Genomic DNA, 24,231 nt, shown 5'->3' with positions numbered 1-24,231 from the left:
ACACGAAGACGTCCTCCCGTCGGCGTCGGATCGTCGGAACTCTTCAGGTCGCTTCACTTCGGTGCACGGAATCGTGCGCTCCCCGGCCGAGTTGGTCAATAGTCGAGCAGAATTGAGCATGGAGTTGAGCGGAGATGACGAGTACTGTTCATGCCGTGCTGGCAGAACGACGACATCAACGCATCCTGAGCGTCCTGCGCTCCGGTGGTCCGGCCTCCGTCGCCGAGCTGTCCGAGCAGCTCGGCGTCAGCCCGGCCACCGTCCGCCGCGACCTGGTCAGACTGGAGGAGGACGGCCTGCTCACCCGCGTCCACGGCGGCGCGGTCGTCGAGGAGGGCGACCAGCCCTTCGCCGAGGTCGCCGAGGTGCGCGTCGACGAGAAGGACGCCATCGCGGCCCGGGCGGCGGCCATGATCACCGACGGCCAGTCGGTCCTGCTCGACATCGGCACCACCGCCTACCGGCTCGCCCGGCACCTGCACGGCCGCCGCCTGACCGTCATCACCAGCAACCTCGTGGTCTACGAGGAGCTGGCCGACGACGAGGACATCGCGCTGGTGCTGCTCGGCGGCATGGTCCGCCGCGAGTACCGCTCCCTCGTCGGCTTCCTCACCGAGGACAACCTGCGCCAGCTGCACGCCGACTGGCTCTTCCTCGGCACCAGCGGGATCCGGCCGGGCGGGCAGGTGATGGACACGACCGTGGTCGAGGTGCCGGTCAAGCGGGCCATGATCGCGGCGAGCGACAGGGTCGTCCTGCTCGCGGACGCCGCCAAGTTCCCGGGCACGGGCATGGCGAAGGTGTGCGGTCCCGAGGACCTGGACGCGGTGGTGACGGACGCGCCGGTGGACCCGGCCACCCGCTCCGCTCTGCAGGAAGCCGGAGTCGAGGTGGTCGTGGCGGACGACCGGGGAAGGGTGCAGAGGTGAAGCTGACGATTCTGGGCGGGGGCGGATTCCGCGTGCCGCTCGTATACGGTGCACTGCTGGCCGACCACGCCGAAGGGCGGGTCACCGAGGTCGTCCTCCATGACCTGGACGACCGTCGACTGTATGCAGTATCTCGTGTATTGGATGAACAGGCCGCCGGGATCCCCGACGCACCCCGGGTGAGCGCCACCACCGACCTCGACGAGGCGCTCACCGGTGCCGACTTCGTCTTCTCCGCGATCCGCGTCGGCGGGCTGGAGGGCCGGGCGAACGACGAGAGGGTCGCGCTCGCCGAGGGCGTCCTCGGCCAGGAGACCGTCGGCGCGGGCGGCATCGCCTACGGCCTGCGCACCGTCCCCGTCGCCGCCGACATCGCCCGCCGCGTGGCCCGGCTCGCCCCCGATGCCTGGGTCATCAACTTCACCAACCCGGCCGGCCTGGTCACCGAGGCCATGTCCCGCCACCTCGGCGACCGCGTCATCGGCATCTGCGACTCGCCCGTCGGCCTCGGCCGCCGGATCGCCCGCGCCCTCGGGGCCGACCCGAAGCGGGCCTTCGTCGACTACGTCGGCCTCAACCACCTCGGCTGGGTGCGCGGCCTGCGCGTCGCCGGACGCGACGAACTCCCGCGCCTGCTCGCCGACCCCGCGCTGCTCGGCTCCTTCGAGGAGGGCCGGCTCTTCGGCACCGACTGGCTCCAGTCGCTCGGCGCGATCCCCAACGAGTACCTGCACTACTACTACTTCAACCGGGAAGCCGTGCACGCCTACCAGCAGGCCGAGCGCACCCGGGGCGCCTTCCTGCGCGACCAGCAGGCCCGTTTCTACGACGACGCCCTGCGCCCGGACGCCTCCGCGCTCACGGCCTGGGACCGCACCCGGGCCGAGCGCGAGGCCACGTACATGGCCGAGAACCGGGAGAGCGCCGGCGCGGGGGAGCGCGAGGCCGACGACCTGTCCGGGGGGTACGAGAAGGTCGCCCTCGCCCTGATGCGGGCCATCGCCCGCGACGAGCGCACCACGCTGATCCTGAACGTGCGCAACGGCACCACCCTCTCGGCGCTCGACGGTGACGCCGTCATCGAGGTCCCCTGCATGGTCGACGCGAGCGGCGCCCGCCCCGTCTCGGTCACCCCGCTGCCCGGCCACGCCACCGGACTGGTCTGCTCGGTCAAGGCCGTCGAGCGCGAGGTGCTCGCCGCCGCCGAGTCCGGCTCCCGGCACACCGCCGTGAAGGCCTTCGCGCTGCATCCGCTGGTCGACTCGGTCACCGTCGCCCGCAGACTGGTCGAGGGCTACGCCGAGGTCCATCCTGGCCTCGCGTACCTTAAGTGAGCAGTCTTAGTAAGCGCTTTCAGTCCTTCTGCTCGTCTCTCCCTCCTGGAGACCGCCATGCACGACGAACGCCGCCGCATCGAGGAACGCGTCGCCCGCCTCCACGACCAGCGCATCAAGCCCGCCGTCTACGCGGCCCGCGTCCCCTTCGAGGTGGCGGCCTGGCAGGCGCCCGGGGAACCGGTCCCCTTCGAAGAGGCCGCGGCCGCCCCGTACACCCCGTTCGCCATGGACACCCCGTGGGGCCCGCCCTGGGGCACGACCTGGTTCCGGATGCGGGGCGAGGTCCCCGCGGACTGGGCCGGCCGGCGGGTCGAGTCCGTCATCGACCTCGGCTTCGTCGGCGACTGGCCCGGCAACCAGGCCGAGGCGCTCGTCCACCTCACCGACGGCACCCCGCTCAAGGCGGTCAACCCGCTCAACCAGTACGTGCCGGTCGCCCGCCCGGCCGCCGGCGGAGAAGTCGTCGAGTATCTGGTGGAGGCCGCCTCCAACCCGGACATCCTCGCGAACGAGTTCAGCGCACCCACCGCGCTCGGCGATGTACGGACCGCAGGCGACCGTCCCCTGTACACATTCCGCCGTGCCGACCTCGCCGTCCTCGACGAGGAGGTCTGGCACCTCGACCTCGACCTCCAGGTGCTGCGTGAACTGATGCGGGAGCTGGGCGAGCACGACCCGCGCCGGCACGAGATCACCCACGCCCTCGACCGGGCCATGGACCTGCTCGACCTGGACGACGTAGCCGGCTCCGCGACCGCCCTGCGCGAAGCCCTGAAGCCCGTGCTCGCCAAGCCCGCCCACGCCAGCGCGCACATCCTGTCCGGCATCGGCCACGCGCACATCGACTCCGCCTGGCTGTGGCCGATCCGCGAGACCAAGCGCAAGACGTCCCGCACCTTCTCCAACGTCACCGCGCTCGCCGACGAGTACGAGGAGTTCGTCTTCGCCTGCTCCCAGGCCCAGCAGTACGAGTGGGTCCGGGACAACTACCCCCACGTGTGGGAGCGGATCAAGAAGTCCGTCGCCAAGGGCCAGTGGGCGCCGGTCGGCGGCATGTGGGTGGAGGCCGACGGCAACCTGCCCGGCGGCGAGGCCCTCGCCCGCCAACTCGTGCACGGCAAACGGTTCTTCATGGACCACTTCGGCATCGAGACCAAGGGCGTCTGGCTGCCGGACTCCTTCGGCTACACCGCCGCCTACCCGCAGCTGGCCAAGCTCGCCGGCAACGACTGGTTCCTGACCCAGAAGATCTCCTGGAACCAGACCAACACCTTCCCCCACCACACCTTCTGGTGGGAGGGCATCGACGGCACCCGGATCTTCACCCACTTCCCGCCCATCGACACCTACAACGCCCGCTTCAGCGGCGAGGAACTGTCCCGGGCCGTGCGCAACTACGCCGAGAAGGGCGGCGCCACCCGCTCCCTCGCCCCCTTCGGCTGGGGCGACGGCGGCGGCGGCCCCACCCGCGAGATCATGGAACGCGCCCGCCGCCTGAAGGACCTGGAGGGCTCGGCGAAGGTCGAGATCGAGCACCCGGACGTCTTCTTCACCAAGGCCCGCGCCGAGTACCCGGACGCACCGGTCTGGGTCGGCGAGCTGTACCTGGAACTGCACCGCGCCACCTACACCACCCAGGCCCGCACCAAGCAGGGCAACCGCCGCAGCGAGCACCTGCTCCGGGAGGCCGAGTTGTGGGCCACCACGGCCGCCCTGCACGCACCGGAGTACGCCTACCCGTACGAGAAACTGGACCGGCTGTGGAAGACGGTCCTGCTGCACCAGTTCCACGACATCCTGCCCGGCTCCTCCATCGCCTGGGTGCACCGCGAGGCCGAGGCCGAGTACGCCCGGGTGGCACGGGAACTCACGGCGCTCACCGGCGAGGCGATCGCCGCCCTGGGCACCGGTACGCCCCGCGTGTTCAACACGAGCCCCCGCGACCGCGCCGAGGTGGTCCGCACACCGCAGGGCGCGCCGGTGTATGTACAGGTGCCCGCGAACGGCTCCGCGCCCCTGGTCCCGGCCGAGCCGCCGCAGCCGGTGACGGTGAGCGGGCGGTGTATGCAGAATGGGATCGTCCGTGTACAGGTGGCTGAAGACGGAACACTGTCTTCTGTATGCGATCTTCGATCCGACCGCGAAGTCCTCGCCGGCCCCGGCAACCTCCTCCGCCTGCACACCGACCTCCCCAACTACTGGGATGCCTGGGACATCGACAAGCACTACCGCAACCGCTACACCGACCTGCTGGAGCCCGACTCGGTCACCGTGGTAGAGGAGACCCCTCTCCTCGGCGCGATCCGCGTGGTCCGCTCCTTCGGCAAGGGCTCCCGCATCACCCAGACGATCACCGTCCGCGCCGGCAGCGCCCGGATCGACATCGAGACGGACATCGACTGGCACGAGACGGAGAAGATCCTCAAGGCGGGCTTCCCCGTCGACGTGCGCGCCGCGCACTCCCACGCCGAGATCCAGTTCGGCCACGTCCAGCGGCCCACCCACACCAACACCACCTGGGAGGCGGCCCGCTTCGAGGTGTCCGGACACCGCTGGGTGCACATCGCAGAGCCCGGCTACGGCGTCGCGATCGTCAACGACTCCACCTACGGCCACGACGTCACCCGCACGGTCCGCGAGGACGGCGGCACGACGACCACGGTCGGCCTCAGCCTGGTGCGCGCCCCACGCGTCCCCGACCCCGAGGCCGACCAGGGCCGCCACCGCTTCACCTACGCGCTGCTGCCCGGTGCGAGCATCGAGGACGCGGTCGCCGAGGGCTACGCCCTCAACCTCCCACTGCGCGTGGCCGATTCGGCGGGCGAGCCCGAGCCCGTCGTCCGCGCCGAGGGCGAGGGCGTGACCGTGGAGGCGGTCAAGCTCGCCGACGACGGCTCCGGGGACGTGGTGGTCCGGCTCTACGAGTCCCGGGGCGGCCGTGTGAACGGCGTCCTGCGCACCGGGTTCCCCCTGGCCGGAGCCGAGATCACCGACCTGCTGGAACGCCCGCTCGAACCGGCCGGGACCGACGGGAACGCCGTACCGGTGCAGCTGCGGCCGTTCGAGGTGCGGACACTGCGGCTGGCAGTGAGCCGCTGAGACACGCGTCCGCCCGCGCCCCGACGGGGCGCGGGCGGACGGCGCGACGAGCCACGGCGGACCCGCACCCGGCAGGCGGCCTACAGCGGCAGCGCCTGCGCCGCCGAAGCGGCCTGCACAGGCAACGGCGCCACCGGCAACACAACCCCGGCCTCCTGCGACGCCTGCCTCTGCCGCGGGAACGCCGTGGGCAGCAGCGGGCGAGGCCCCGACACCACCGTGTAGTCCTGCCCGAGGAACGGCGGCTCGAGCACGCCCGGGTCCTCGCCGAGGGCCAACCGCACGGCGGCCCACGGGGCGTTCACCCCGCACAGGGACAGCTGGTGCAGGCCCCCGGCCGGCCGCGTGTTGACGTCCAGCAGCACCGGCTCGTCGCCGTGCATGCGGAACTGGATGTTGGACAGGTGGTGCAGCCCGAAGCCCTCCGCGATCAGCCGGGCCGGGGCCAGCCAGCGTTCGTCCAGGGTGAAGCCGCGCCGGCGGCCGTTCTTCGTGCGGCCCACCGCGAGCCGCACCCGGTTGTCCGGCCCGGTGAGGACGTCGACGGACACCTCGGGCTGCTCCAGTCGCGGCATCACCAGCCAGTCCACCAGTTCCTGCGCACGCCGCAGGGCTTCGAGGACCAGGTCCAGCTGTACGTACGGGCCGGGGAAGCCCGCGAGATGGGCCAGCGAGAACGGGGCGCGGGTGATCACCCGGAAGCCGACCCCGCCCGCACCGGCGGCCGGCTTGAAGCACGCCTTGTGCCCGGCCGACTCCAACTCCTCGACCGTGGCGAGGAGTTCGTCGGCCGTACGCACCCGCCACCACGGCGGCACGGGGACGCCCACCGAGCGGACCGCCTCGTACGCGGTCGCCTTGTCCTCGAACACGGCCACCGCCTCCGGGGTCGGTGCCAGCAGCGCCGTGCCCGCCGCCGCGAAGTCGGCGCGGTGCGCCACGATCGCCCCCTGGTGCAGCCGGGGCACGAAGACGTCGATACCGCGCCGGGCGCACTGGTCGAGGGCGTACTCGACATAGGCGGCCGGAGACAGGCCCTCCGGCTCGAGCTCGGCGGTGTCGGCGGCGGCCAGCACGGGGGAGTCGGGGTCCCCGTGCGTCGCATGGATCTCCACGGCGCGGTCGCTGGGATTTCTCCGCAGCTGTTCCATGAAGAAGACGTTCTCCGCGTACGTGCGGTTGAGCCAGACGCGTACGCGAGAGAGCATGCAGGCCGCCTTTCGGGGATTTCGGGCAGGGCGGAGCGGCCCGTGCCCGGGCAGAAGGAAGGAAGGGACACCGAACAGCCCCTGTGAAGAGGGGAAGTTGGGGCGACGGTGTTGGGGCGATCATAAGGCTTTCAAGTGCCCGCTCGTGCAACGCCGGGGTTACGGATTCACGAACCCCCTAGAGTCCCCCTGCCGGGCCCGTGCCCCCCTTGTCCCGGCTCCGGGAGTATGTTCTTGTGGTCGAGACGGAGGATGATCGGAAAGGGGCACGGGGTGGAGCCGACGGCCGGGGCCGGACAGCTGCTGGCCATCAGCGACCTGCACATCACCTATCCGGAGAACCGCGCCCTGGTCGAGGCCATGCGGCCCACGAGCGACGACGACTGGCTGATCGTCGCCGGTGACGTCGCCGAGACCGTGGACGACATCCGCTGGGCCCTCGGCACGCTCGCGGGCCGCTTCCGCACGGTGCTGTGGGCGCCGGGCAACCATGACCTGTGGACCCACCCGAAGGACACCGTCACCCTGCGCGGCGTCGCCCGGTACGAGCACCTGGTCGCGATGTGCCGCGGGCTCGGCGTCGTCACCCCCGAGGACCCCTACCCGGTGTGGGACGGACCGGGCGGCCCGGTCGCCGTCGCCCCGCTGTTCCTCGGGTACGACTACTCCTTCCTGCCGGCCGGCTGCGCCACCAAGGCCGAGGGCCTCGCCTACGCGGAAAGCACCGGCGTTGTCTGCAACGACGAGTACCTGCTGCACCCCGACCCGTATCCGACCCGGGACGCCTGGTGCCGGGCCCGGGTCGCCGAGACCGAGCGCAGGCTCGCCGCGCTCCCCGACGGCCTGCCCGTCGTGCCGGCCAACCACTACCCGCTGCACCGGCACCCCACCGAGGTCCTGTGGCACCCCGAGTTCGCCATGTGGTGCGGCACCACGCTGACCGCCGACTGGCACCGCCGGTTCCCGATCGCGACCATGGTCTACGGTCATCTGCACATCCCCCGCACGACCTGGCACGACGGAGTCCGCTTCGTGGAGGTCTCCGTGGGCTATCCCCGTGAGTGGCGCAAGCGTTCGGAAACCCCGGGCAGGCTGCGTCGTATCCTGCCGATGGAGGGCGAAACCGGTGTTCGAGGAGCTGCTCCCGGAGTCGGTCGTGGTCGTGGAGGCACGCAGTGACGACCCGCTGTGGGACGCCCCGCTCTATCCCGAGGAAGCGGCGCTCGTCCGGCGGGCGGTGGCCAAGCGCCGTCGTGAGTTCGCCGCCGTCCGCGGGTGCGCCCGGCGCGCCATGGAGAAGCTCGGGGTGCCCGCACAGCCCGTCGTGAGCGGTGAGCGGGGTGCCCCCGTCTGGCCGGCCGGCCTGATCGGCAGCATGACCCACTGCGACGGCTACTGCGCCGCCGTGCTCGCCCGCGACGGCGACCTGGCCTCCGTCGGTGTCGACGCCGAACCGCACGGCCCGCTGCCCGAGGGCGTCGGCGAGGCCGTCCTCCTGCCCGCCGAGTCCGGGCGTCTCGCCCGGCTCGCCGCGCGGCGGCCCGGCGTGCACTGGGACCGGATCCTGTTCAGCGCCAAGGAGTCCGTCTACAAGGCGTGGTTCCCGCTCACGCGCAAGTGGCTGAACTTCTCCGAGGCCGACATCATCCTGCACCCGGACCCGGACGGCGGCGACCGCGGCACCCTGCACGCCGAACTCCTCGTCCCCGGACCCCAGGTCGACGGCCGCAGGCTCCAGGCCTTCGACGGGCAGTGGGTCGTACGGGACGGGTTCGTGGCCACCTCCGTGGTCGTACCGCACGCGTGACGTCGTACCGCCCATGGACGCCGTACCGCACGTGTGACGCCCGGGCGGTGGCCGCCCGGCCCGGCGCGCGGTCATGCGGGCGGGCACCAGTCGCGCAGCAGGCGGAAGAACTGCTCCTCGTTGCCCGTGAGGCCCGCCCGGGCCAGGGCCTGCTCGGCCTCGGCCAGCACGGCGGGCGGCACCACGGCGGGCCGGCCGCCGTCCGCCGGGCCGTCGAAGGCGGCGCGGACGGTGTGCAGCAGCCGCAGGTAGGCCTGTACGGCGGTGCGCTCACGGTCGGTCAGTACGGCGGTGAACATCGGTCGGCTCTCCCCGGGTAGGCGTCGCGGTGTACGCCCCGCGGCGGGCGCACACCACCAGCTTGCCGCCCACCACTGACAACGCCCTCCGGCTGCGCCCCGGATCGCCCGCTCGGCGCAGCCCGGACCCCAGGTGCCGGGGTGCGGCGCCCCGTAGGACCGGGCGCGGCGGTGTGTCAGCCCTGGGGGCCGGGGTAGCCCAGGCTCGCCTCGATCCGGCCCGCCACGTCGTCGCGCTGCACCGGGCCGCGCAGCGCCGAACCGTCCAGCCAGGTACGGCACTTGCTGGCCAGGAGGAGCCCGAAGGTCTCGGCCTGCCGCTCGTCGGCCAGCTCGAACCGGGTGCGGGCCGCGACCCGCTGCACCGCGGCCTGGAGCGCGGTCCGGTCGGTGTCGTCGTCCAGCAGCCGGGTGGCGACCCCCATCCCGCCCACGTGGTGCCCGCGGTGGTCCGCCTGCATGTGCCACAGCTCGTGCCCGAGGATCACCAACTGGTGTCCGGGAGCGGTGCGTTCCTCCACGACGACGATGTCGCGATCGGTCAGATCCAGCCACAGCCCGCTCGCCGTACCGGACGGGAAGGGAGCCGTACGGAAGTGGACCGGGCGGCCGCGGCGCAGGCTCATCTCCTCGCACAGCGCACGGTACAGCTCGCGCGGCGGCGCCGGCACGGGCAGGGCCAGCCCGCCCACCAGCTCGTTGCACAGCCGGCGCATGTCCCTGCCGATGCCCACAGTCCTCCCCAGGTTCACGACTCGGGCCGTTTGACGCTCTCCAGCAGCATGTCCAGCCACTCCGCGACCTTGTCCCGGTGCTGGTCCGTCGGCAACTGCGCCGCCCGCCAGGCGATTCCGCGCACTCCGTGGTCCTGGAGCAGCCGCTCCAGCGGGTCCTCGGCGGCCGAGGCGGCGGCCCGCTCGCGGTCGGCGAGCTTCGTCAGCAGCTCCTGCTCGGTGCGTTGCAGCGCACCCGCCAGCGCCTCGGGGTCCTCGGCGGTCAGGAAACCGGCGTGCACCCGGAAGAAGCGCTGGAGCGCGTCGCAGTGCTCCATGGTGGGCCGGCGGTCGCCGTTGATGAGGGCGCCGGCCTGCTGCCGGGACATGCCCGCGCCGTCGGCTATCTCCTGCTGGGTGTACTTGCGGCCGCCCGGCTTCAGCCGGGTGCGGCGCAGCAGGCCGAGGCGCTGCAAGAAGCGTGCCTGGACGTCCGGTTCGCCCGCGGGGCGCCCGCTGAGCAGGGCCTTGACCACCGGCTCGGGCACGCCGCAGGCCACGGAGAGCCGTCCGACGCAGAAGACCTCGGAGTGCGCCACACCGAGTCGGTCGGCGAGCGCGGTGACGCGGGCGACGACGGCCGGCAGCTGGGCGGTCGCCGTGGCGCCCGGATCCTCGTAGCCATCCGTCACCGACAGAACTCCTACGTCTCTCGAGGGTTTCCGATGCGTCCGTGCGTCCCGGATGCGTCCGTGTCTCCCGGCTTCTCGCGAGCGGTCGCCGTGATGTTCCCGGAGAGTAGCCGGTGCCTCGAACTCACATCCAGGTGTCGCCACAACTGTGGCGAATTTCAGCCGTCAACAGGCAAGAAATGCCACGATAGTTGACATCCCACAGGACCGAGTCGCAGGATCGCAGGGGCCGCGTCAGGCCGCAGAGGCAAGAGGGGTGACCTCCCGATGGCACATCAGGCAGGAGGGCAGCGGCCGGCACCGCGGCCCGTCCCCGATGCGTGCGACACCCAGGCGTATCTCCAGGACTACGCGGTACTGCTGGAATCCCTCGCGCTGCCCTCCCTGGTCGTGGACCACCGCTGGGACGTGGTCATGGCCAACGGTGCCTACGCCACGCTCTTCCGCGGTGTGCGCCCGCATCCGACGGCCATGCCCGGGGACAGCTTCCTGCGGTTCGTGCTCTTCCACCCGGACGCGGCCGAGGTCCTCGGCGAGCACGAGCCGGGCTGGTGCCTGCCGATGCTGGCGCACCTGAGGACCGCGCTGGAGACATACGGCCACGACCACGAACTCCAGTCCGTCCGCCGGGACATCGCCCAGGACCCGATCATGGAAGCCGCCTACCGGCAGGGCCTGCCGCACTGGATGCGGGCCGTCGGCGAGCACGCCACCCGGCTCGACGGCGCCGTCCGGCTGCTGCACCACCCCGACCCGCGCCGGGGCCCCACCGAGTGCCGGGTCGTCGACGAGACCCCGCAGGCCCTGCGCGAACTCGGCTACCGGCGCCTGACGATGGTCCTGCGCGACGCCCGCCGCCCCGCGGCCCCCGTGCGCCGCCCGCGGCGCGCACGCGGTACGGCGGCCCACCTCACGGTCGTACCCGCACCCCAGGACTGACCCGGCACCGCCGGTGTTCAGGTCACCGGCGGCGCCGGGTCGGCAGCAGCACCGGATCAGCGGCACCGGGCCGGGAGCGCTCATTCCCTACGCAAGCCATTTGCGTGGCTTGCGTTACGCTTGCGTTCATGACGCGACGACTTGCGGAAGTGGCGAAGAAAGTCGGGGTCAGCGAGGCCACGGTCAGCCGGGTGCTCAACGGCAAGCCAGGGGTCTCGGAGGCCACCCGGCAGGCGGTCCTGACGGCGCTCGACGTCCTCGGCTACGAACGCCCCACCCAGCTGCGCGGTGAACGCGCCCGTCTCGTCGGCCTCGTCCTGCCGGAGCTGCAGAACCCCATCTTCCCCGCGTTCGCCGAGGTCATCGGCGGCGCGCTCGCCCAGCTCGGGCTCACGCCCGTGCTCTGCACGCAGACCAAGGGCGGCGTGTCGGAGGCGGACTACGTCGAGCTGCTGCTCCAGCAGCAGGTCTCCGGCGTCGTGTTCGCCGGCGGCCTGTACGCGCAGGCCGACGCCCCGCACGACCACTACCGGCTGCTCGCCGAGCGCAACATCCCCGTCGTGCTGGTCAACGCGGCCATCGAACACCTCGGATTCCCGGGCGTGTCCTGCGACGACGCCGTCGCCGTCGAGCAGGCCTGGCGGCATCTGGCCTCCCTCGGCCACGAGCGCATCGGCTTGCTCCTCGGCCCCGGCGACCATGTGCCCTCGGCGCGCAAACTGGCCGCCGCGCGCGCCATCCGCCCCGATCTTCCGGAGGAGTTCGTGGCGCGCGCGATCTTCTCCCTGGAGGGCGGGCACGCGGCGGCGGCCCGGCTGATCGACCGCGGGGTCACCGGCATCGTCTGCGCCAGCGACCCCCTCGCGCTCGGCGCGGTCCGGGCCGCACGCCGCAAGGGGTACGACGTCCCGGGGCGGATCTCGGTCGTCGGCTACGACGACTCGGCCTTCATGAACTGCACCGAGCCCCCGCTGACCACCGTCCGCCAGCCCATCGAGGCCATGGGGCGCGCGGCCGTCGAGCTTCTGAACGCGCGGATCGGCGGCACCGCCGTGCCCGCCGAAGAGCTGCTGTTCGAGCCCGAGTTGGTGGTCCGCGGCTCCACCGGACAGGCCCCGCGCGACTGAGTTCCGTGCCTGGATCGAGGAGATCCGGAATACTGTTGAATAATTTCATAGTTCGCGCGACATCTTGCGGCACGGTGCCGGCGGTGCTTGAGTGTGCGGCGCCCACCGCTCCTGTCATGAGTGCCATCAGGGGGTCCACCGATGAGAAGCACCGGGTTCCGCCGTACCGTCGTCGCGATCGGCGTCTGTTCCTCGCTCGCCCTCGCCGCCACCGCCTGCGGGTCCGGTGGTAGCGGCTCGGCGAGCGGCAAGACCCGTATCACCGTCAACTGCGAGCCGCCCAGGAGCGCCGAGGTCGACCGCGGCTTCTTCGAGGCGGACGTCGCCTCCTTCGAGAAGCGGAACCCGGACATCGACGTCGTCCCGCACGACGCCTTCCCCTGCCAGGACCCGAAGACCTTCGACGCCAAGCTCGCCGGCGGCCAGATGGAAGACGTCTTCTACACCTACTTCACCGACGCCCGGCACGTCGTGGACATCCATCAGGCTGCCGATCTCACGCCGTACCTCAAGGAGTTGCCGTCCTACGGCACTCTGCAGAAGCAGCTGCGGGACATCTACACCGTCGACGGAAAAGTCTACGGTATACCGCGTACTGGATACAGTATGGGGCTGATCTACAACCGCACACTCTTCCAGAAGGCCGGCCTCGACCCCGGCCGGCCGCCCACCACCTGGAACGAGGTCCGCGCCGACGCCAAGAAGATCGCCGCCCTCGGCGGCGGCACCGTCGGATACGCCGACTACAGCGCACAGAACCAGGGCGGCTGGCACTTCACCGCCGAGCTGTACGCACAGGGCGGCGACGTCGTCGCCCCCGACGGCAAGAAGGCCACGATCGACACCCCCGAGGCCCACGCCGTCCTGCGGAACCTGCACGACATGCGGTGGACCGACGACTCCATGGGCAGCAAACAGCTCCTCGTCATCAACGACGTGCAGCAGATGATGGGTTCGGGCAAGCTCGGCATGTATCTCGCCGCCCCGGACAACATCCCGATCCTGGTCAAGGAGAAGGGCGCGCACTACGACGACATCGCCATCGGCCCCATGCCCGGCGGCAAGGGCACGCTCATCGGCGGCGACGGCTACATGTTCAACCGGCACGACACACCCGCCCAGATCCGCGCCGGCCTGAAGTGGCTGGACCACATGTTCCTCACCCCCGGATCGGGCTTCCTCGGCGACTACGCCCGCGCCAGACAACACAACGCCCCCGTCGGACTGCCCGAACCGCGCCTGTTCACCGGCGCCGCCGACGCCAGGGACCAGCGGGCCAAGAAGGCCAACGCCAATGTCCCGGTGGGCAACTACCAGGCCTTCCTCGACGGCGACCAGCACCTGGCGATGAAGATAGAGCCACCGGACGCCCAGCAGATCTACTCCGTCCTCGACGCCGCCGTCTCCGCCGTCCTCACCGAGAAGGACGCCGACATCGACCAGCTCCTGAAGGACGCCTCCGGCAAGATCGACAGCATCCTGGCCCGGGGCTGAGGGCGATGACGAAGACGGCCGAGCGGCGGCCCGTGCCGAGGGCCGCCGCCCTCCCGGACCCGGCGCCGCCCCCGGCAGGCGGCCGGAGGCGGCGCCGGATCGCCGACCAGGCCCGCGCCTACGCCTTCCTCCTCGGCGCCCTCGTCTGCTTCGCCCTGTTCTCCTGGTACCCGGCGGTTCGCGCGGTCGTCATCGCCTTCCAGAAGTACACACCCGGCTCGAAACCCCAGTGGGCCGGCACCGCCAACTTCACCCGCGTCCTGCACGATCCCGAGTTCGGCGCGGCCTGGCGCAACACCCTCGCCTTCACCCTGCTCGCCCTGCTCATCGGCTTCGCCGTCCCCTTCCTCCTCGCCCTCGTCCTCAACGAACTGCGGCACGCCAAGGCCTTCTTCCGGGTCGCGGTCTATCTGCCGGTGATGATCCCGCCGGTGGTCAGCGCCCTGCTGTGGAAGTGGTTCTACGACCCCGGGGCCGGCCTCGCCAACGAGGCGCTGCGCTTCCTCCACCTGCCCACCTCGAACTGGTCCAACGGCACCGACACCGCCCTCGTCTCCCTGGTCGTCGTGGCCACGTGGGCCAACATGGGCGGCACCGTCCTGATCTACCTCGCCGCCCTGCAGTCCATCCCCGGAGAGCTGTACGAGGCCGCCGAACTCGACGGCGCGAACCTGCTCCAGCGCATCCGGCACGTCACGGTCCCGCAGACCCGGTTCGTGTTCCTGATGCTGATGCTCCTTCAGATCATCGCCACCATGCAGGTGTTCACCGAGCCGTTCGTCATCACCGGCGGCGGCCCCGAGAACGCCACCGTCACCGTGCTCTACCTCATCTACAAATACGCCTTCCTCTACGACGACTTCGGCGGGGCCTGCGCCCTCAGCGTCATGCTGCTGGTCCTGCTCGGCGCGTTCTCCGCCGGCTACCTCCGGCTCACCCGCAGCGAGGGGGACACGCCATGACCACCCGGACCCTGATCTCCCCGGCCACCCTCGCCCGCCCGCGCGGCAGGGCGGTGTACTGGACCGTGTTCACGGCCGTCGTCGTCCTGTTCGCGCTCGCCTTCCTCTTCCCGGTCTACTGGATGGTCACCGGCGCAATGAAGTCACCCGACGAGGTGGCCCGGACCCCGCCGGCACTCGTCCCGCACCACTGGCGCCTCGGCGGCTACACCGACGCCTGGGACCTGATGCAACTCCCGCAGCACCTGTGGAACACCGTCATCCAGGCGGCCGGCGCCTGGGCGTTCCAGCTCGTGTTCTGCACGGCCGCCGCCTACGCCCTGGCCCGGCTGCGACCGGCCTTCGGCAAGGTGATCCTCGGCGGCATCCTCGCCACCCTCATGGTCCCGGCGCAGGCCCTGGTCGTACCGAAGTACCTGACCGTCGCCGATCTGCCGCTGATCCACACCAGCCTGCTCAACGACCCCCTCGCCATCTGGCTGCCGGCCGTCGCCAACGCCTTCAACCTCTATCTGCTCAAACGATTCTTCGACCAGCTGCCACGCGACGTCCTGGAGGCCGCCGAGATCGACGGCGCCGGCCCGCTGCGCATCCTGCGGTCGGTCGTCCTCCCCATGTCCCGGCCCGTGCTCGGCGTCGTGTCGATCTTCGCGCTGGTCGCCGTCTGGCAGGACTTCCTGTGGCCGCTGATGGTCTTCTCCGACACCGGCGAACAGCCGATCAGCGTGGCCCTCGTCCAGCTGTCGCAGAACATCCAGCTCACCGTGCTCCTCGCCGCGATGGTGATCGCCAGCATCCCGATGGTGGCGCTGTTCCTCGTCTTCCAGCGGCACATCATCGCCGGGATCGGCGCGGGCAGCACCAAGGGCTGACACCGCCGCACCGCCCACAGAAAGGGAAGCCCCGTGGGACAGCCCACCCCTGCCCGCAAGGACCGCGACTGGTGGCGCACCGCCGTCATCTACCAGGTCTACGTCCGCAGCTTCGCGGACGGCGACGGCGACGGCACCGGCGACCTCGCGGGCGTCCGCGCCCGGCTGCCGTACCTCGCCGAACTCGGCGTGGACGCCCTGTGGTTCAGCCCCTGGTACCGCTCACCGATGACGGACGGCGGCTACGACGTCGCCGACTACCGCGCCATCGACCCGGCCTTCGGCACCCTCGCCGAGGCGGAGAAGCTCATCGCCGAGGCACGTGAGTCGGGCATCCGCACCATCGTCGACATCGTGCCCAACCATGTCTCCGACCGGCATCCCTGGTTCCGGGCCGCACTCGCCGCCGGCCCCGGCAGCCCGGAGCGCGCCCTGTTCCACTTCCGGCCCGGGCGCGGCACGCACGGCGAACTCCCGCCCAACGACTGGCCGTCGCAGTTCGCCGGCTCCACCGAACCGGTGTGGACCCGGCTCCCGGACGGCGACTGGTACCTGCACCTGTTCACCCCCGGGCAGCCGGACCTCAACTGGGCCCACCCGGCGGTCCGCCAGGAGCACGAGGACATCCTGCGCTTCTGGTTCGAGCGGGGCGTCGCCGGCGTCCGTATCGACTCGGCCGCCCTGCTCGCCAAGGACCCGGACCTGCCCGACCTGGCCTCCCGCCCCCACCCGCACCCCTTCGTCGACCGCGACGAACTCCATGACGTCTACCGCTCCTGGCGGCGCGTCGCGGACGCGTACGACGGTGTCTTCGTCGGCGAGGTCTGGCTCCCCGATGCCGAACGGTTCGCCCGCTATCTGCGCCCCGACGAACTCCACACCGCCTTCAACTTCTCCTTCCTGTCCTGCCCCTGGGACGCGGCACGCCTGCGCACCACGATCGACACCACCCTCGCCGAGCACGCCCCCGTCGGCGCCCCGCCGACCTGGGTGCTGTGCAACCACGACGTCACCCGCACGGTCACCCGCTACGGCCGTGCGGACACCCGCTTCGACTTCGCCGCCAAGGCCTTCGGCACCCCGACCGACCTGGCTCTCGGCACCCGGCGGGCCAGGGCCGCCGCGCTGCTGTCGCTGGCTCTGCCGGGGTCGGTGTACGTGTACCAGGGGGAGGAACTGGGGCTGCCGGAAGCCGAGATCCCGGTCGACCGTATACAGGATCCGATGTACCACAGATCGGATGGAGCGGACCCCGGGCGCGACGGCTGCCGGGTGCCGCTGCCGTGGGTCGACGGTATGTCGTATGCGGGATTCAGTACACAGGATCCCTGGCTGCCGCAGCCGGTCGACTGGACATCGTATGCAGTCGACCGGCAACAGCGGGACCCCGACTCCATGCTCTCCCTCTACCGCCAAGCCATCGCCCTCCGCCCGGTCTTCGGTGACGCGCCCCTGGCCTGGCTGCCCGCTCCCGGCGGTGTGCTCGCCTTCGCCCGTGCGGAGGGCGTGCTGTGCGTGGTGAACCTCGCGCCCACGTCCGCCGCCCTCCCCGCGCACTCCCGACTCCTGCTGAGCAGCGGTCCGCTGGACGAGGCGGGTCGGCTGCCGCAGGACACGGCGGCCTGGCTGCGCGTCTGAGCCGGTCGCCTGCGAGCTGTCTCCCGCACCCCCACCCCGAAGGGATCAGCACATGTACACCAGTACCGTCAGATCTGTCAGGCGCATGCCAACCATCGGGGCGGTCGTCGCCCTCGTGGCCGGCATGCTCACCGCCGTGGCCCCCGCCGCGCACGCCGCCGGCTCGGGAGCCGTCCTGCCCTTCACCTCCGTCGAGGCCGAGTCGGCGACCACCACCGGCACCAGGATCGGCCCCGACTACACGCAGGGCACGCTCGCCTCGGAGGCCTCGGGGCGGCAGGCCGTCCGGCTCACGACGGGGCAGCGGGTGGAGTTCACCGTGCCGCGTGCATCCAATGCGGTGAACATCGCATACAGCGTCCCGGACGGTCAGTCCGGTTCGCTCGACGTGTACGTCAACGGCACCAAGCTCGCCAGGACCCTCCCGGTCACGTCGGCGTACTCGTACATCGACACCGGCTGGATCCCCGGCTCCAGGACGCACCACTTCTTCGACGACGCCCGGATGCTGCTCGGCCAGAACGTGCAGCCCGGCGACACGGTCGCGTTCGTGGCGACCGGTACGCAGGTCACGGTCGACGTCGCCGACTTCGAGCAGGTCCCGGCCGCCGCCACACAGCCCGCCGGCTCGGTGTCCGTCGTGGCCAAGGGCGCCGACCCCACCGGCGCCGGCGACTCCACCCAGGCCTTCCGGGACGCCATCGCCGCCGCCCAGGGCGGCACCGTGTGGATCCCGCCGGGCGACTACCGGATCACGTCCTCGCTCAGCGGCGTACAGAACGTGACGCTTCAGGGCGCGGGCAGCTGGTACTCGGTCGTGCACACCTCCCGCTTCATCGACCAGTCCAGCTCTGCCGGCAACGTCCGCATCAAGGACTTCGCGGTCATCGGCGAGGTCACCGAGCGTGTCGACTCCGATCCGGACAACTTCGTCAACGGCTCCCTCGGCCCGAACTCGTCCGTCTCCGGCATGTGGATCCAGCACATGAAGTGCGGCATGTGGCTGATGGGCGACAACGACAACCTGGTGGTGGAGAACAACCGCATCCTCGACACCACCGCCGACGGCATCAACCTCAACGGCACCGCCAAGGGCGTCGTCGTCCGCAACAACTTCCTGCGCAACCAGGGCGACGACGCGCTCGCCATGTGGTCGCTCCACTCCCCGGACACCGACTCCAGCTTCGAGAACAACACGATCTCGCAGCCCAACCTCGCCAACGGCATCGCGATCTACGGCGGCACCGACCTCTCCGTGAAGCACAACCTGGTCTCCGACACCAACGCCCTCGGCAGCGGCATCGCGATCTCCAACCAGAAGTTCCTCGACCCCTTCTCCCCGCTGTCCGGCACCATCACCGTCGACGGCAACACCCTGGTCCGCACCGGGGCGATGAACCCCAACTGGAACCATCCGATGGGCGCCTTGCGCGTCGACTCCTACGACAGCGCGATCGACGCCACGGTGAACATCACCGACACGACGATCAACGACAGCCCGTACAGCGCCTTCGAGTTCGTCTCCGGCGGCGGGCAGGGCCACCCGGTGAGGAACGTCGACGTGACCGGCGCGACCGTGCGGAACACCGGCACCGTCGTCGTCCAGGCCGAGGCGCAGGGCGCGGCCACCTTCAAGAACGTCACCGCCACCCAGGTCGGCGCCGCCGGTGTCTACAACTGCCCCTACCCCGCGAACTCCGGCTCCTTCGCCCTGACCGACGCCGGCGGCAACTCCGGCTGGAACAGCACCTGGTCGGACTGCTCCACCTGGCCGCAGCCCGGGCAGGGGAACCCCGACCCCGACCCGAACCGCAACCTCGCGAAGGGCCGCCCGGCGACCGCCACCGGCTCCCAGGACGTCTACACCCCCGGCAAGGCGGTGGACGGCGACGCGAGCTCCTACTGGGAGTCCACCGACAACGCATTCCCGCAGTCCTGGACCGTCGACCTCGGCTCGTCCTACGCCGTGCGCCGGCTGGTGCTGAAACTTCCGCCGTCATCGGCCTGGGGCGCGCGCACCCAGACCGTCACCGTGCTCGGCAGCACCGACGGCTCGTCCTACGCCACCGTCGTCGGCGCCCAGGGCTACCGCTTCGATCCGGTCACCGGCAACACCACGACCGTGTCCCTGCCGGACGGCACCGATCTGCGCTACCTGAGGCTGACCGTCGGCGCCAACTCGGGCTGGCCCGCCGGGCAGTTCAGTGAGGTGGAGGCGTATCTGACGAACTGACGGACGGTTTCACAGATCCAGTACCAGGCGGGTGCCCCGGCACCGGGACACACAGATCATCATCGTGTCACCCGCCGCCCGTGCCTCCTCGCCGAGGACCGAGTCCCGGTGGTCTGGGGTGCCCTCCAGCACGTCCGTCTCGCAGGTCCCGCAGGTCCCCTCGGTGCAGGAGTACAGCACCTCGACCCCGGCGGCCCGCACCGTGTCCAGCACCGACACCTTCGGTGGCACCGTGAGGGTGCGGCCGCTGCGCGCGAGCACCACCTCGAACTCCGCCGCGGCCTGGGCCCGCCGGGCCGTGGCCGCGGCCCGGAAGCGCTCGACCCGCAGCCGCCCGGCCGGGCAGCGTGCCGCGACGGCGTCCAGGAGCGGTCCCGGGCCGCAGCAGTACACCAGGGTGTCGTCACGGACCCCGGCGAGGACCGGGGCCAGGTCGAGCGGGCCGGTCTCGTCCTGCGGGGCGAGGGTCACCCGCTCGCCGTAACGCGCGAGCTCCCCGGTGAAGGCCATGGAGGCGCGGGTCCGGCCGCCGTACAGCAGCGACCACTCGGCGCCCGCCGTCTCGGCCGCGGCCAGCATGGGCAGGATCGGGGTGATGCCGATGCCGCCCGCGACGAACCGGTAGCGGGGGAAGGGTTCGAGCCGGAAGCGGTTGCGCGGTCCGCGCACCCGTACCGTGCCGCCCACGTCCAACGCGTCGTGCACACAGGCGGATCCGCCCCTGCCGTCCGGTTCGCGCAGCACCGCGATCCGCCACGCGGCGCGGTCCGCCGGGTCCGAGCAGAGCGAGTACTGCCGTTCCAGCTCCGGGCCGAGCAGCAGGTCCACATGGGCACCGGGCTCCCAGGCGGGCAGTCGCAGCCCGAGCGGGTGGCGCAGGGTCAGCGACAGCACCCCGTCCGCCACGAACTCGCGCTGCGACACGACGAGTTCGAGCTCCGTCACCGTACGTCCTCCCGGACCTCGTACCCGTCGGGGTGCGCCACCTCGCCGGTGGGTGCGCTCACCGGACCTGCTCCGCCGGCTTGTCGCCCTCCTCGACCAGCCGGGCGAGGATGCGGCGGGCGGCCAGGCCGCCGGTGTCGATGCCGATGCTCAGCTCCTGATAGCCGGTGCGCTCCGAACCCAGCGTCCGCTGGAGGAGGTTGAGGGCGTCCACGTCCTGCATCACCACGGTGTGGTTGCTGGTGCGCAGGAACTCGGTCACCTCGGGGTCGTTGGTCGCCCAGTTCCGGGAGACCGCCCAGAAGTCGTACACCGCACCGTCGGTGGAGGGGGTGATGGCGTAGGTGATCTCGGTGCGGAAGCCGTGCGGGTCGCTGCCGTCCGGCTCGGGTTCGGCACCGACCGGCGCGATGCGGCTGTGCAGCAGATACAGGCAGGGCGCGTGGTACTCGATGTGCTGCCGGCGGGTGATCCGGCCGGTGAGGCCGGTGGAGCGGGAGTAGAACGACGGGCACTCGGCGTCGTCCATGTGCCGGCTGACCCGGACGAGGCCCGCGTCCTCGTCGACCTCGGTGGTGATGGGTGTCTCGGCGACCTCCGGGGTCCCGATGTAGCCGCCGTGCAGGTAGGTCTCGTGGGAGAGGTCGAGGAGGTTGTCGACGAGCAGGCCGTAGTCGGCGTCGACCGGCTCCATGCCGCGGACGGTGACCCAGCCGGGGGCGTCGAGGTGCCGGGCACGCGGGATCGTCCGGGGGTCGGCGAGGGCCGGGTCGCCGATCCACACCCAGACCAGGGAGTCCTGCTCCAGCACCGGGTAGGAGGCGACGCGGGCGGTGCGCGGTACGCGTTTCTGGCCCGGCACGTACACACAGGTGCCGGTGCGGTCGTAGGCGAAGCCGTGGTAGCCGCAGACGATCCGGTTCCCGTCCAGGACGCCTTGAGAAAGCGGATAGCGGCGGTGGACACATCGGTCGTGCAGCGCGACCGGACTGCCGTCCTCCGCGTCGCGGTAGAGGACGAGCGGCTCACCGAGGAGCGTCCGGCCGAGCGGCTCGCGCCCGACCTCGTGGCGGTAGGCGGCGACGTACCACTGGTTTCTTGCGAAGGCGGTTACATGGGGCATGGGGTCGGCTCCCGTCTGTCGTGGTGGCATCGTCGGGGAACGTCCGCCGGGGCCGCAACGCTCTTTCCGCCTGACGGAAACTCCCTGCGTCGTGGTGGATCGGTGCCGCCCGCGCCGCCGGTCAAGTCGCGTACGCTGAGCGCCAGTACCAGGTTGGGTTTGGCTGAGTGAGTGTGGGGGTTGTGGATGACTGTCGGTCGGGTGATCCGTTTCGACGGGATGCGCGGGTACGGATTCATCGCGCCGGAGCAGGGCGGGGAAGACGTCTTCCTGCATGTGAACGACTTGCTGATTCCCGAGTCGTCCGTGCGCTCGGGGCTGGCGGTGGAGTTCGAGATCGAGAACGGCGGGCGGGGGCTGAAGGCCTCTTCCGTCCGGTTCGCGCAGGAGCAGGGGGCCGGGCCGGCGCGGCCGGCCGAGAGTGCCACCGGGACTCCTGAGGCTGCGGCGGTCTTCGCGGCTCCGGAGAGTTCCGCTGCACCGGGGAGTTCCGCGGCTGCCGGCGAGGGCCAGGAGCCGATGTGCGACGTGCTCGGCTCGGCCGAGTACACGCGCGAGGTGACCGAGTTGCTGCTGACCTCCGTCCCGGATCTGACGGGACACCAGATCATCGCCGTACGACGGCAGTTGGCCCTGTTCGCCAGGCGGCACGGCTGGATCGAGGACTGACCGCAGACCCCTGTCCCACGGTGCGGGCTGCCCCGCACGTGCGCACACCATGTGAGGAGAAGGAACGCAATGACCACCGAGACGCTGGAGTTTCAGGCCGAAGCGCGGCAGCTCCTACAGCTGATGGTCCATTCGATCTACTCGAACAAGGACATCTTCCTGCGGGAGCTCATCTCCAACGCCTCCGACGCCCTGGACAAGCGTCGCCTGGCCGGCCTCACCGACGACCGGCTGCGGGCCGAGGATCCGCACATCGCCGTCGAGGCCGACAAGGACGCCCGCACGCTGACCGTGCGTGACAACGGCATCGGTATGACCCGTGACGACGTCGTCGGACTGATCGGCACCATCGCCCGCTCCGGTACGGCCGAGACGCTGCGCCGGATGAAGGAGAGGGCGAAGGAGAAGGAGGGCGAGAAGAACGCCGAATCGGCCGAGCTGATCGGCCAGTTCGGCGTCGGCTTCTACTCCGTCTTCATGGTGGCCGATAAGGTCACCCTGCTCACCCGCCGGGCCGGCGAGGAGACCGGTGTGCGCTGGGAGTCGGACGGCGGCGGCACCTACACCGTCGAGACCGTCGAGGACGCCCCGGAAGGCACGTCGGTCACCGTGCACCTGCGCCCGGCGGACGAGGAGGACGCCCTCCACGACTACGTCGACGAGTGGAAGATCCGGGAGATCGTCAAGCGGTACTCCGACTTCATCGCCTTCCCGATCCGGATGGGCGACGACACCCTCAACTCGATGAAGGCCCTGTGGGCGCGGCCGCGCTCCGAGGTCGCGGACGAGGAGTACCGGGAGTTCTACCGGCACATCAGCCACGACTGGACCGACCCGCTGGAGACGATCCGGATGCGGGCGGAGGGCACGTTCGAGTACGAGGCGCTGCTGTTCCTCCCCGCGCGCGCCCCGCACGACCTGTTCCAGCGCGACGCCCGCCACGGCATCCAGCTGTACGTCAAGCGCGTGTTCATCATGGACGACACGCGTGAACTCCTGCCGTCCCACCTGCGGTTCGTCAAGGGTGTCGTGGACGCCGCCGACCTGTCGCTGAACATCTCCCGCGAGATCCTCCAGCAGGACCGGCACATCCAGCTGATCCGGCGCCGCCTCGCCAAGAAGGTCCTGTCCACGGTCAAGGACCTCATGACGAACGATGCCGACAAGTACCGCACGTTCTGGCGCGAGTTCGGCCCCGCGGTCAAGGAGGGCCTGCTCGACGCGAGCGAGGACCACCGGGCCATCCTCGACATCGCCTCGTTCGCCACCACCGTCGGCGACGAGCCGACGAGTCTCGCCGACTACATCTCCCGGATGAAGGACGGCCAGGACAAGCTCTACTTCATGACCGGCGAGAGCCGCGCCCAGGTCGAGAACTCCCCGCACCTGGAGGCCTTCAAGGCCAAGGAGTACGAGGTCCTGCTGCTCACCGACCCGGTGGACGAGATCTGGGTGGACGCGGTGGGCGCCTACGACGGCAAGGAGTTCCAGTCCGTCGCGCGCGGCGCCGTCGACCTGCCCGCCGGCGAGGACGAGGAACTGTCCGAGGAGAAGTCCGGCACCTACGCAGGCCTGCTGACCTGGCTCGGCGAGACGCTGGACGACGTCAAGGACGTACGGCTCACCACCCGTCTGACCAGCTCGCCGGCCTGTCTGGTGAGCGACGCCGACGGCATCTCGCCGGCGCTGGAGAAGATGTACAAGGCGATGGGCCAGGAACTCCCGCCGGTCAAGCGGATCCTGGAGCTGAACCCCGGCCACCCGCTGGTCAGCGGCTTGCGGGCGGCGCACGAGGAGCGCGCCGACGCCCCGGAGCTGACCGAGACGGCCGAGCTGCTGTACGGCACGGCCCTGCTCGCGGAGGGCGGGGACCTGGCGGATCCGGCACGCTTCGCCAAGCTGCTCGCCGACCGCCTCGCCCGATCGATCTGACCGGAACGTCCCGCATCTTCGGTTTCATCCGCCGGTCATGGTCCCAGCCGATCATGACCGGCGGAGCACCTCTCGGACCGCCGAGTTTCACATGGGCGCCATCAGACCCTTCCCTGACGTTTGTTGCTCTTGGAACACTCGCTCCGCGCAGATTCCGTCATTCGCACGACAGCACGACGACCACGCGACGGCATCACGTACGTCAGGACGAGA

General features: G+C 70.9%; 20 protein-coding genes. 14 read left to right on the top strand and 6 right to left on the bottom strand.

Annotated elements, in window-relative coordinates:
* Positions 1 to 155 precede the first annotated feature (155 nt).
* The 3 genes from BIV23_RS37920 to BIV23_RS37910 are packed head-to-tail and all read left to right on the top strand — an operon-like array spanning position 156 to position 5,365.
* Positions 156 to 929: a DeoR/GlpR family DNA-binding transcription regulator gene (locus BIV23_RS37920; protein ID WP_071385529.1), complete on the top strand. Its 774-nt coding sequence runs from the start codon at positions 156 to 158 to the stop codon at positions 927 to 929.
* Positions 926 to 2,263 (top strand): 6-phospho-beta-glucosidase, encoded by a 1,338-nt coding sequence (locus BIV23_RS37915; RefSeq protein WP_071385528.1) that lies wholly within the window; start codon positions 926 to 928, stop codon positions 2,261 to 2,263. The genes BIV23_RS37920 and BIV23_RS37915 overlap by 4 nt, the downstream gene beginning before the upstream one ends.
* 57 nt (positions 2,264 to 2,320) lie before the next feature.
* A complete protein-coding gene (locus BIV23_RS37910) occupies positions 2,321 to 5,365 on the top strand; it encodes an alpha-mannosidase (RefSeq protein WP_071385527.1) in 3,045 nt (1,014 codons plus the stop codon).
* A gap of 80 nt (positions 5,366 to 5,445) precedes the next feature.
* On the opposite strand, the gene BIV23_RS37905 is transcribed toward BIV23_RS37910, so the two are convergent.
* The gene (locus tag BIV23_RS37905) at positions 5,446 to 6,573 is read right to left on the bottom strand and encodes an ATP-grasp domain-containing protein (RefSeq protein ID WP_071385526.1); all 1,128 of its coding nucleotides are present in this window, start codon (positions 6,571 to 6,573) and stop codon (positions 5,446 to 5,448) included.
* A 273-nt stretch (positions 6,574 to 6,846) separates the two neighbouring features.
* Between BIV23_RS37905 and BIV23_RS37900 the strand changes: the two genes are divergently transcribed.
* Together BIV23_RS37900 and BIV23_RS37895 are read left to right on the top strand one after the other, a co-directional pair.
* Positions 6,847 to 7,752 carry a metallophosphoesterase family protein gene (locus BIV23_RS37900; RefSeq protein ID WP_071385572.1) on the top strand — a complete coding sequence of 302 codons (906 nt, stop codon included), beginning with the start codon at positions 6,847 to 6,849 and terminating at the stop codon, positions 7,750 to 7,752.
* Positions 7,700 to 8,380, top strand: a complete 681-nt coding sequence (locus BIV23_RS37895; RefSeq protein ID WP_071385525.1) for a 4'-phosphopantetheinyl transferase family protein — start codon at positions 7,700 to 7,702, stop codon at positions 8,378 to 8,380. Before BIV23_RS37900 ends, BIV23_RS37895 begins: the two co-directional genes overlap by 53 nt.
* Before the next feature lie 71 nt (positions 8,381 to 8,451).
* On the opposite strand, the gene BIV23_RS37890 is transcribed toward BIV23_RS37895, so the two are convergent.
* The 3 genes from BIV23_RS37890 to BIV23_RS37880 all read right to left on the bottom strand — a co-directional run bounded on the left by BIV23_RS37890 (position 8,452) and on the right by BIV23_RS37880 (position 10,084).
* On the bottom strand, positions 8,452 to 8,679 hold the full coding sequence (locus BIV23_RS37890; protein ID WP_071385524.1) for a hypothetical protein: 228 nt from the start codon (positions 8,677 to 8,679) through the stop codon (positions 8,452 to 8,454).
* Positions 8,680 to 8,855: 176 nt separating this feature from the next.
* On the bottom strand, positions 8,856 to 9,395 hold the full coding sequence (locus tag BIV23_RS37885) for a toxin-antitoxin system, toxin component (protein WP_071385571.1): 540 nt from the start codon (positions 9,393 to 9,395) through the stop codon (positions 8,856 to 8,858).
* Between the two features lie 32 nt (positions 9,396 to 9,427).
* Entirely contained in the window at positions 9,428 to 10,084 is a 657-nt protein-coding gene (locus BIV23_RS37880; protein WP_071385523.1) for a helix-turn-helix domain-containing protein, read from the bottom strand.
* Positions 10,085 to 10,351: 267 nt separating this feature from the next.
* Between BIV23_RS37880 and BIV23_RS37875 the strand changes: the two genes are divergently transcribed.
* The 7 genes from BIV23_RS37875 to BIV23_RS37845 all read left to right on the top strand — a co-directional run bounded on the left by BIV23_RS37875 (position 10,352) and on the right by BIV23_RS37845 (position 19,349).
* Positions 10,352 to 11,023: an MmyB family transcriptional regulator gene (locus BIV23_RS37875; RefSeq protein WP_071385522.1), complete on the top strand. Its 672-nt coding sequence runs from the start codon at positions 10,352 to 10,354 to the stop codon at positions 11,021 to 11,023.
* A 128-nt stretch (positions 11,024 to 11,151) separates the two neighbouring features.
* Positions 11,152 to 12,150 (top strand): LacI family DNA-binding transcriptional regulator, encoded by a 999-nt coding sequence (locus BIV23_RS37870; protein WP_177240183.1) that lies wholly within the window; start codon positions 11,152 to 11,154, stop codon positions 12,148 to 12,150.
* Positions 12,151 to 12,291: 141 nt separating this feature from the next.
* Positions 12,292 to 13,644, top strand: coding sequence for an ABC transporter substrate-binding protein (locus BIV23_RS37865; protein WP_071385520.1), 1,353 nt, complete (start codon positions 12,292 to 12,294; stop codon positions 13,642 to 13,644).
* Between the two features lie 5 nt (positions 13,645 to 13,649).
* Positions 13,650 to 14,606, top strand: a complete 957-nt coding sequence (locus BIV23_RS37860; protein WP_071385519.1) for a carbohydrate ABC transporter permease — start codon at positions 13,650 to 13,652, stop codon at positions 14,604 to 14,606.
* Complete coding sequence (locus BIV23_RS37855; RefSeq protein ID WP_071385518.1) at positions 14,603 to 15,478, top strand: carbohydrate ABC transporter permease; 876 nt, start codon at positions 14,603 to 14,605, stop codon at positions 15,476 to 15,478. Before BIV23_RS37860 ends, BIV23_RS37855 begins: the two co-directional genes overlap by 4 nt.
* 33 nt (positions 15,479 to 15,511) lie before the next feature.
* The gene (locus tag BIV23_RS37850; protein WP_071385517.1) at positions 15,512 to 17,116 is read left to right on the top strand and encodes a glycoside hydrolase family 13 protein; all 1,605 of its coding nucleotides are present in this window, start codon (positions 15,512 to 15,514) and stop codon (positions 17,114 to 17,116) included.
* A gap of 52 nt (positions 17,117 to 17,168) precedes the next feature.
* The gene (locus BIV23_RS37845) at positions 17,169 to 19,349 is read left to right on the top strand and encodes a discoidin domain-containing protein (RefSeq protein WP_071385516.1); all 2,181 of its coding nucleotides are present in this window, start codon (positions 17,169 to 17,171) and stop codon (positions 19,347 to 19,349) included.
* A 9-nt stretch (positions 19,350 to 19,358) separates the two neighbouring features.
* Here the strand turns inward: BIV23_RS37845 and BIV23_RS37840 are convergent, their stop codons facing one another.
* Both BIV23_RS37840 and BIV23_RS37835 read right to left on the bottom strand, forming a co-directional pair.
* On the bottom strand, positions 19,359 to 20,294 hold the full coding sequence (locus BIV23_RS37840; protein ID WP_071385515.1) for a PDR/VanB family oxidoreductase: 936 nt from the start codon (positions 20,292 to 20,294) through the stop codon (positions 19,359 to 19,361).
* 58 nt (positions 20,295 to 20,352) lie between these two features.
* Positions 20,353 to 21,417 (bottom strand): aromatic ring-hydroxylating dioxygenase subunit alpha, encoded by a 1,065-nt coding sequence (locus BIV23_RS37835; RefSeq protein ID WP_071385514.1) that lies wholly within the window; start codon positions 21,415 to 21,417, stop codon positions 20,353 to 20,355.
* Between the two features lie 186 nt (positions 21,418 to 21,603).
* Between BIV23_RS37835 and BIV23_RS37830 the strand changes: the two genes are divergently transcribed.
* Together BIV23_RS37830 and htpG are read left to right on the top strand one after the other, a co-directional pair.
* The gene (locus BIV23_RS37830) at positions 21,604 to 22,086 is read left to right on the top strand and encodes a cold-shock protein (protein WP_071385513.1); all 483 of its coding nucleotides are present in this window, start codon (positions 21,604 to 21,606) and stop codon (positions 22,084 to 22,086) included.
* A 69-nt stretch (positions 22,087 to 22,155) separates the two neighbouring features.
* The gene (gene htpG, locus BIV23_RS37825; protein ID WP_071385512.1) at positions 22,156 to 24,018 is read left to right on the top strand and encodes a molecular chaperone HtpG; all 1,863 of its coding nucleotides are present in this window, start codon (positions 22,156 to 22,158) and stop codon (positions 24,016 to 24,018) included.
* Positions 24,019 to 24,231 lie beyond the last annotated feature (213 nt).

This window comes from Streptomyces monashensis (genome assembly GCF_001866665.1).
GTDB lineage: Bacteria > Actinomycetota > Actinomycetes > Streptomycetales > Streptomycetaceae > Streptomyces > Streptomyces monashensis.
Note: the sequence above shows the minus strand (reverse complement) of the source record. Positions and strands in the feature narration are given on the sequence as shown.

Excerpts from the sequence above, each read along its gene's own strand:
- BIV23_RS37910 (WP_071385527.1), top strand. The coding sequence starts at position 2,321 with ATGCACGACGAACGCCGCCGCATCGAGGAACGCGTCGCCCGCCTCCAC.
- BIV23_RS37905 (WP_071385526.1), bottom strand. The coding sequence starts at position 6,573 with ATGCTCTCTCGCGTACGCGTCTGGCTCAACCGCACGTACGCGGAGAAC.
- BIV23_RS37890 (WP_071385524.1), bottom strand. The coding sequence starts at position 8,679 with ATGTTCACCGCCGTACTGACCGACCGTGAGCGCACCGCCGTACAGGCC.
- BIV23_RS37885 (WP_071385571.1), bottom strand. The coding sequence starts at position 9,395 with ATGCGCCGGCTGTGCAACGAGCTGGTGGGCGGGCTGGCCCTGCCCGTG.
- BIV23_RS37875 (WP_071385522.1), top strand. The coding sequence starts at position 10,352 with ATGGCACATCAGGCAGGAGGGCAGCGGCCGGCACCGCGGCCCGTCCCC.
- BIV23_RS37870 (WP_177240183.1), top strand. The coding sequence starts at position 11,152 with ATGACGCGACGACTTGCGGAAGTGGCGAAGAAAGTCGGGGTCAGCGAG.
- BIV23_RS37865 (WP_071385520.1), top strand. The coding sequence starts at position 12,292 with ATGAGAAGCACCGGGTTCCGCCGTACCGTCGTCGCGATCGGCGTCTGT.
- BIV23_RS37860 (WP_071385519.1), top strand. The coding sequence starts at position 13,650 with ATGACGAAGACGGCCGAGCGGCGGCCCGTGCCGAGGGCCGCCGCCCTC.
- BIV23_RS37855 (WP_071385518.1), top strand. The coding sequence starts at position 14,603 with ATGACCACCCGGACCCTGATCTCCCCGGCCACCCTCGCCCGCCCGCGC.
- BIV23_RS37845 (WP_071385516.1), top strand. The coding sequence starts at position 17,169 with ATGTACACCAGTACCGTCAGATCTGTCAGGCGCATGCCAACCATCGGG.
- BIV23_RS37835 (WP_071385514.1), bottom strand. The coding sequence starts at position 21,417 with ATGCCCCATGTAACCGCCTTCGCAAGAAACCAGTGGTACGTCGCCGCC.
- BIV23_RS37830 (WP_071385513.1), top strand. The coding sequence starts at position 21,604 with ATGACTGTCGGTCGGGTGATCCGTTTCGACGGGATGCGCGGGTACGGA.
- htpG (WP_071385512.1), top strand. The coding sequence starts at position 22,156 with ATGACCACCGAGACGCTGGAGTTTCAGGCCGAAGCGCGGCAGCTCCTA.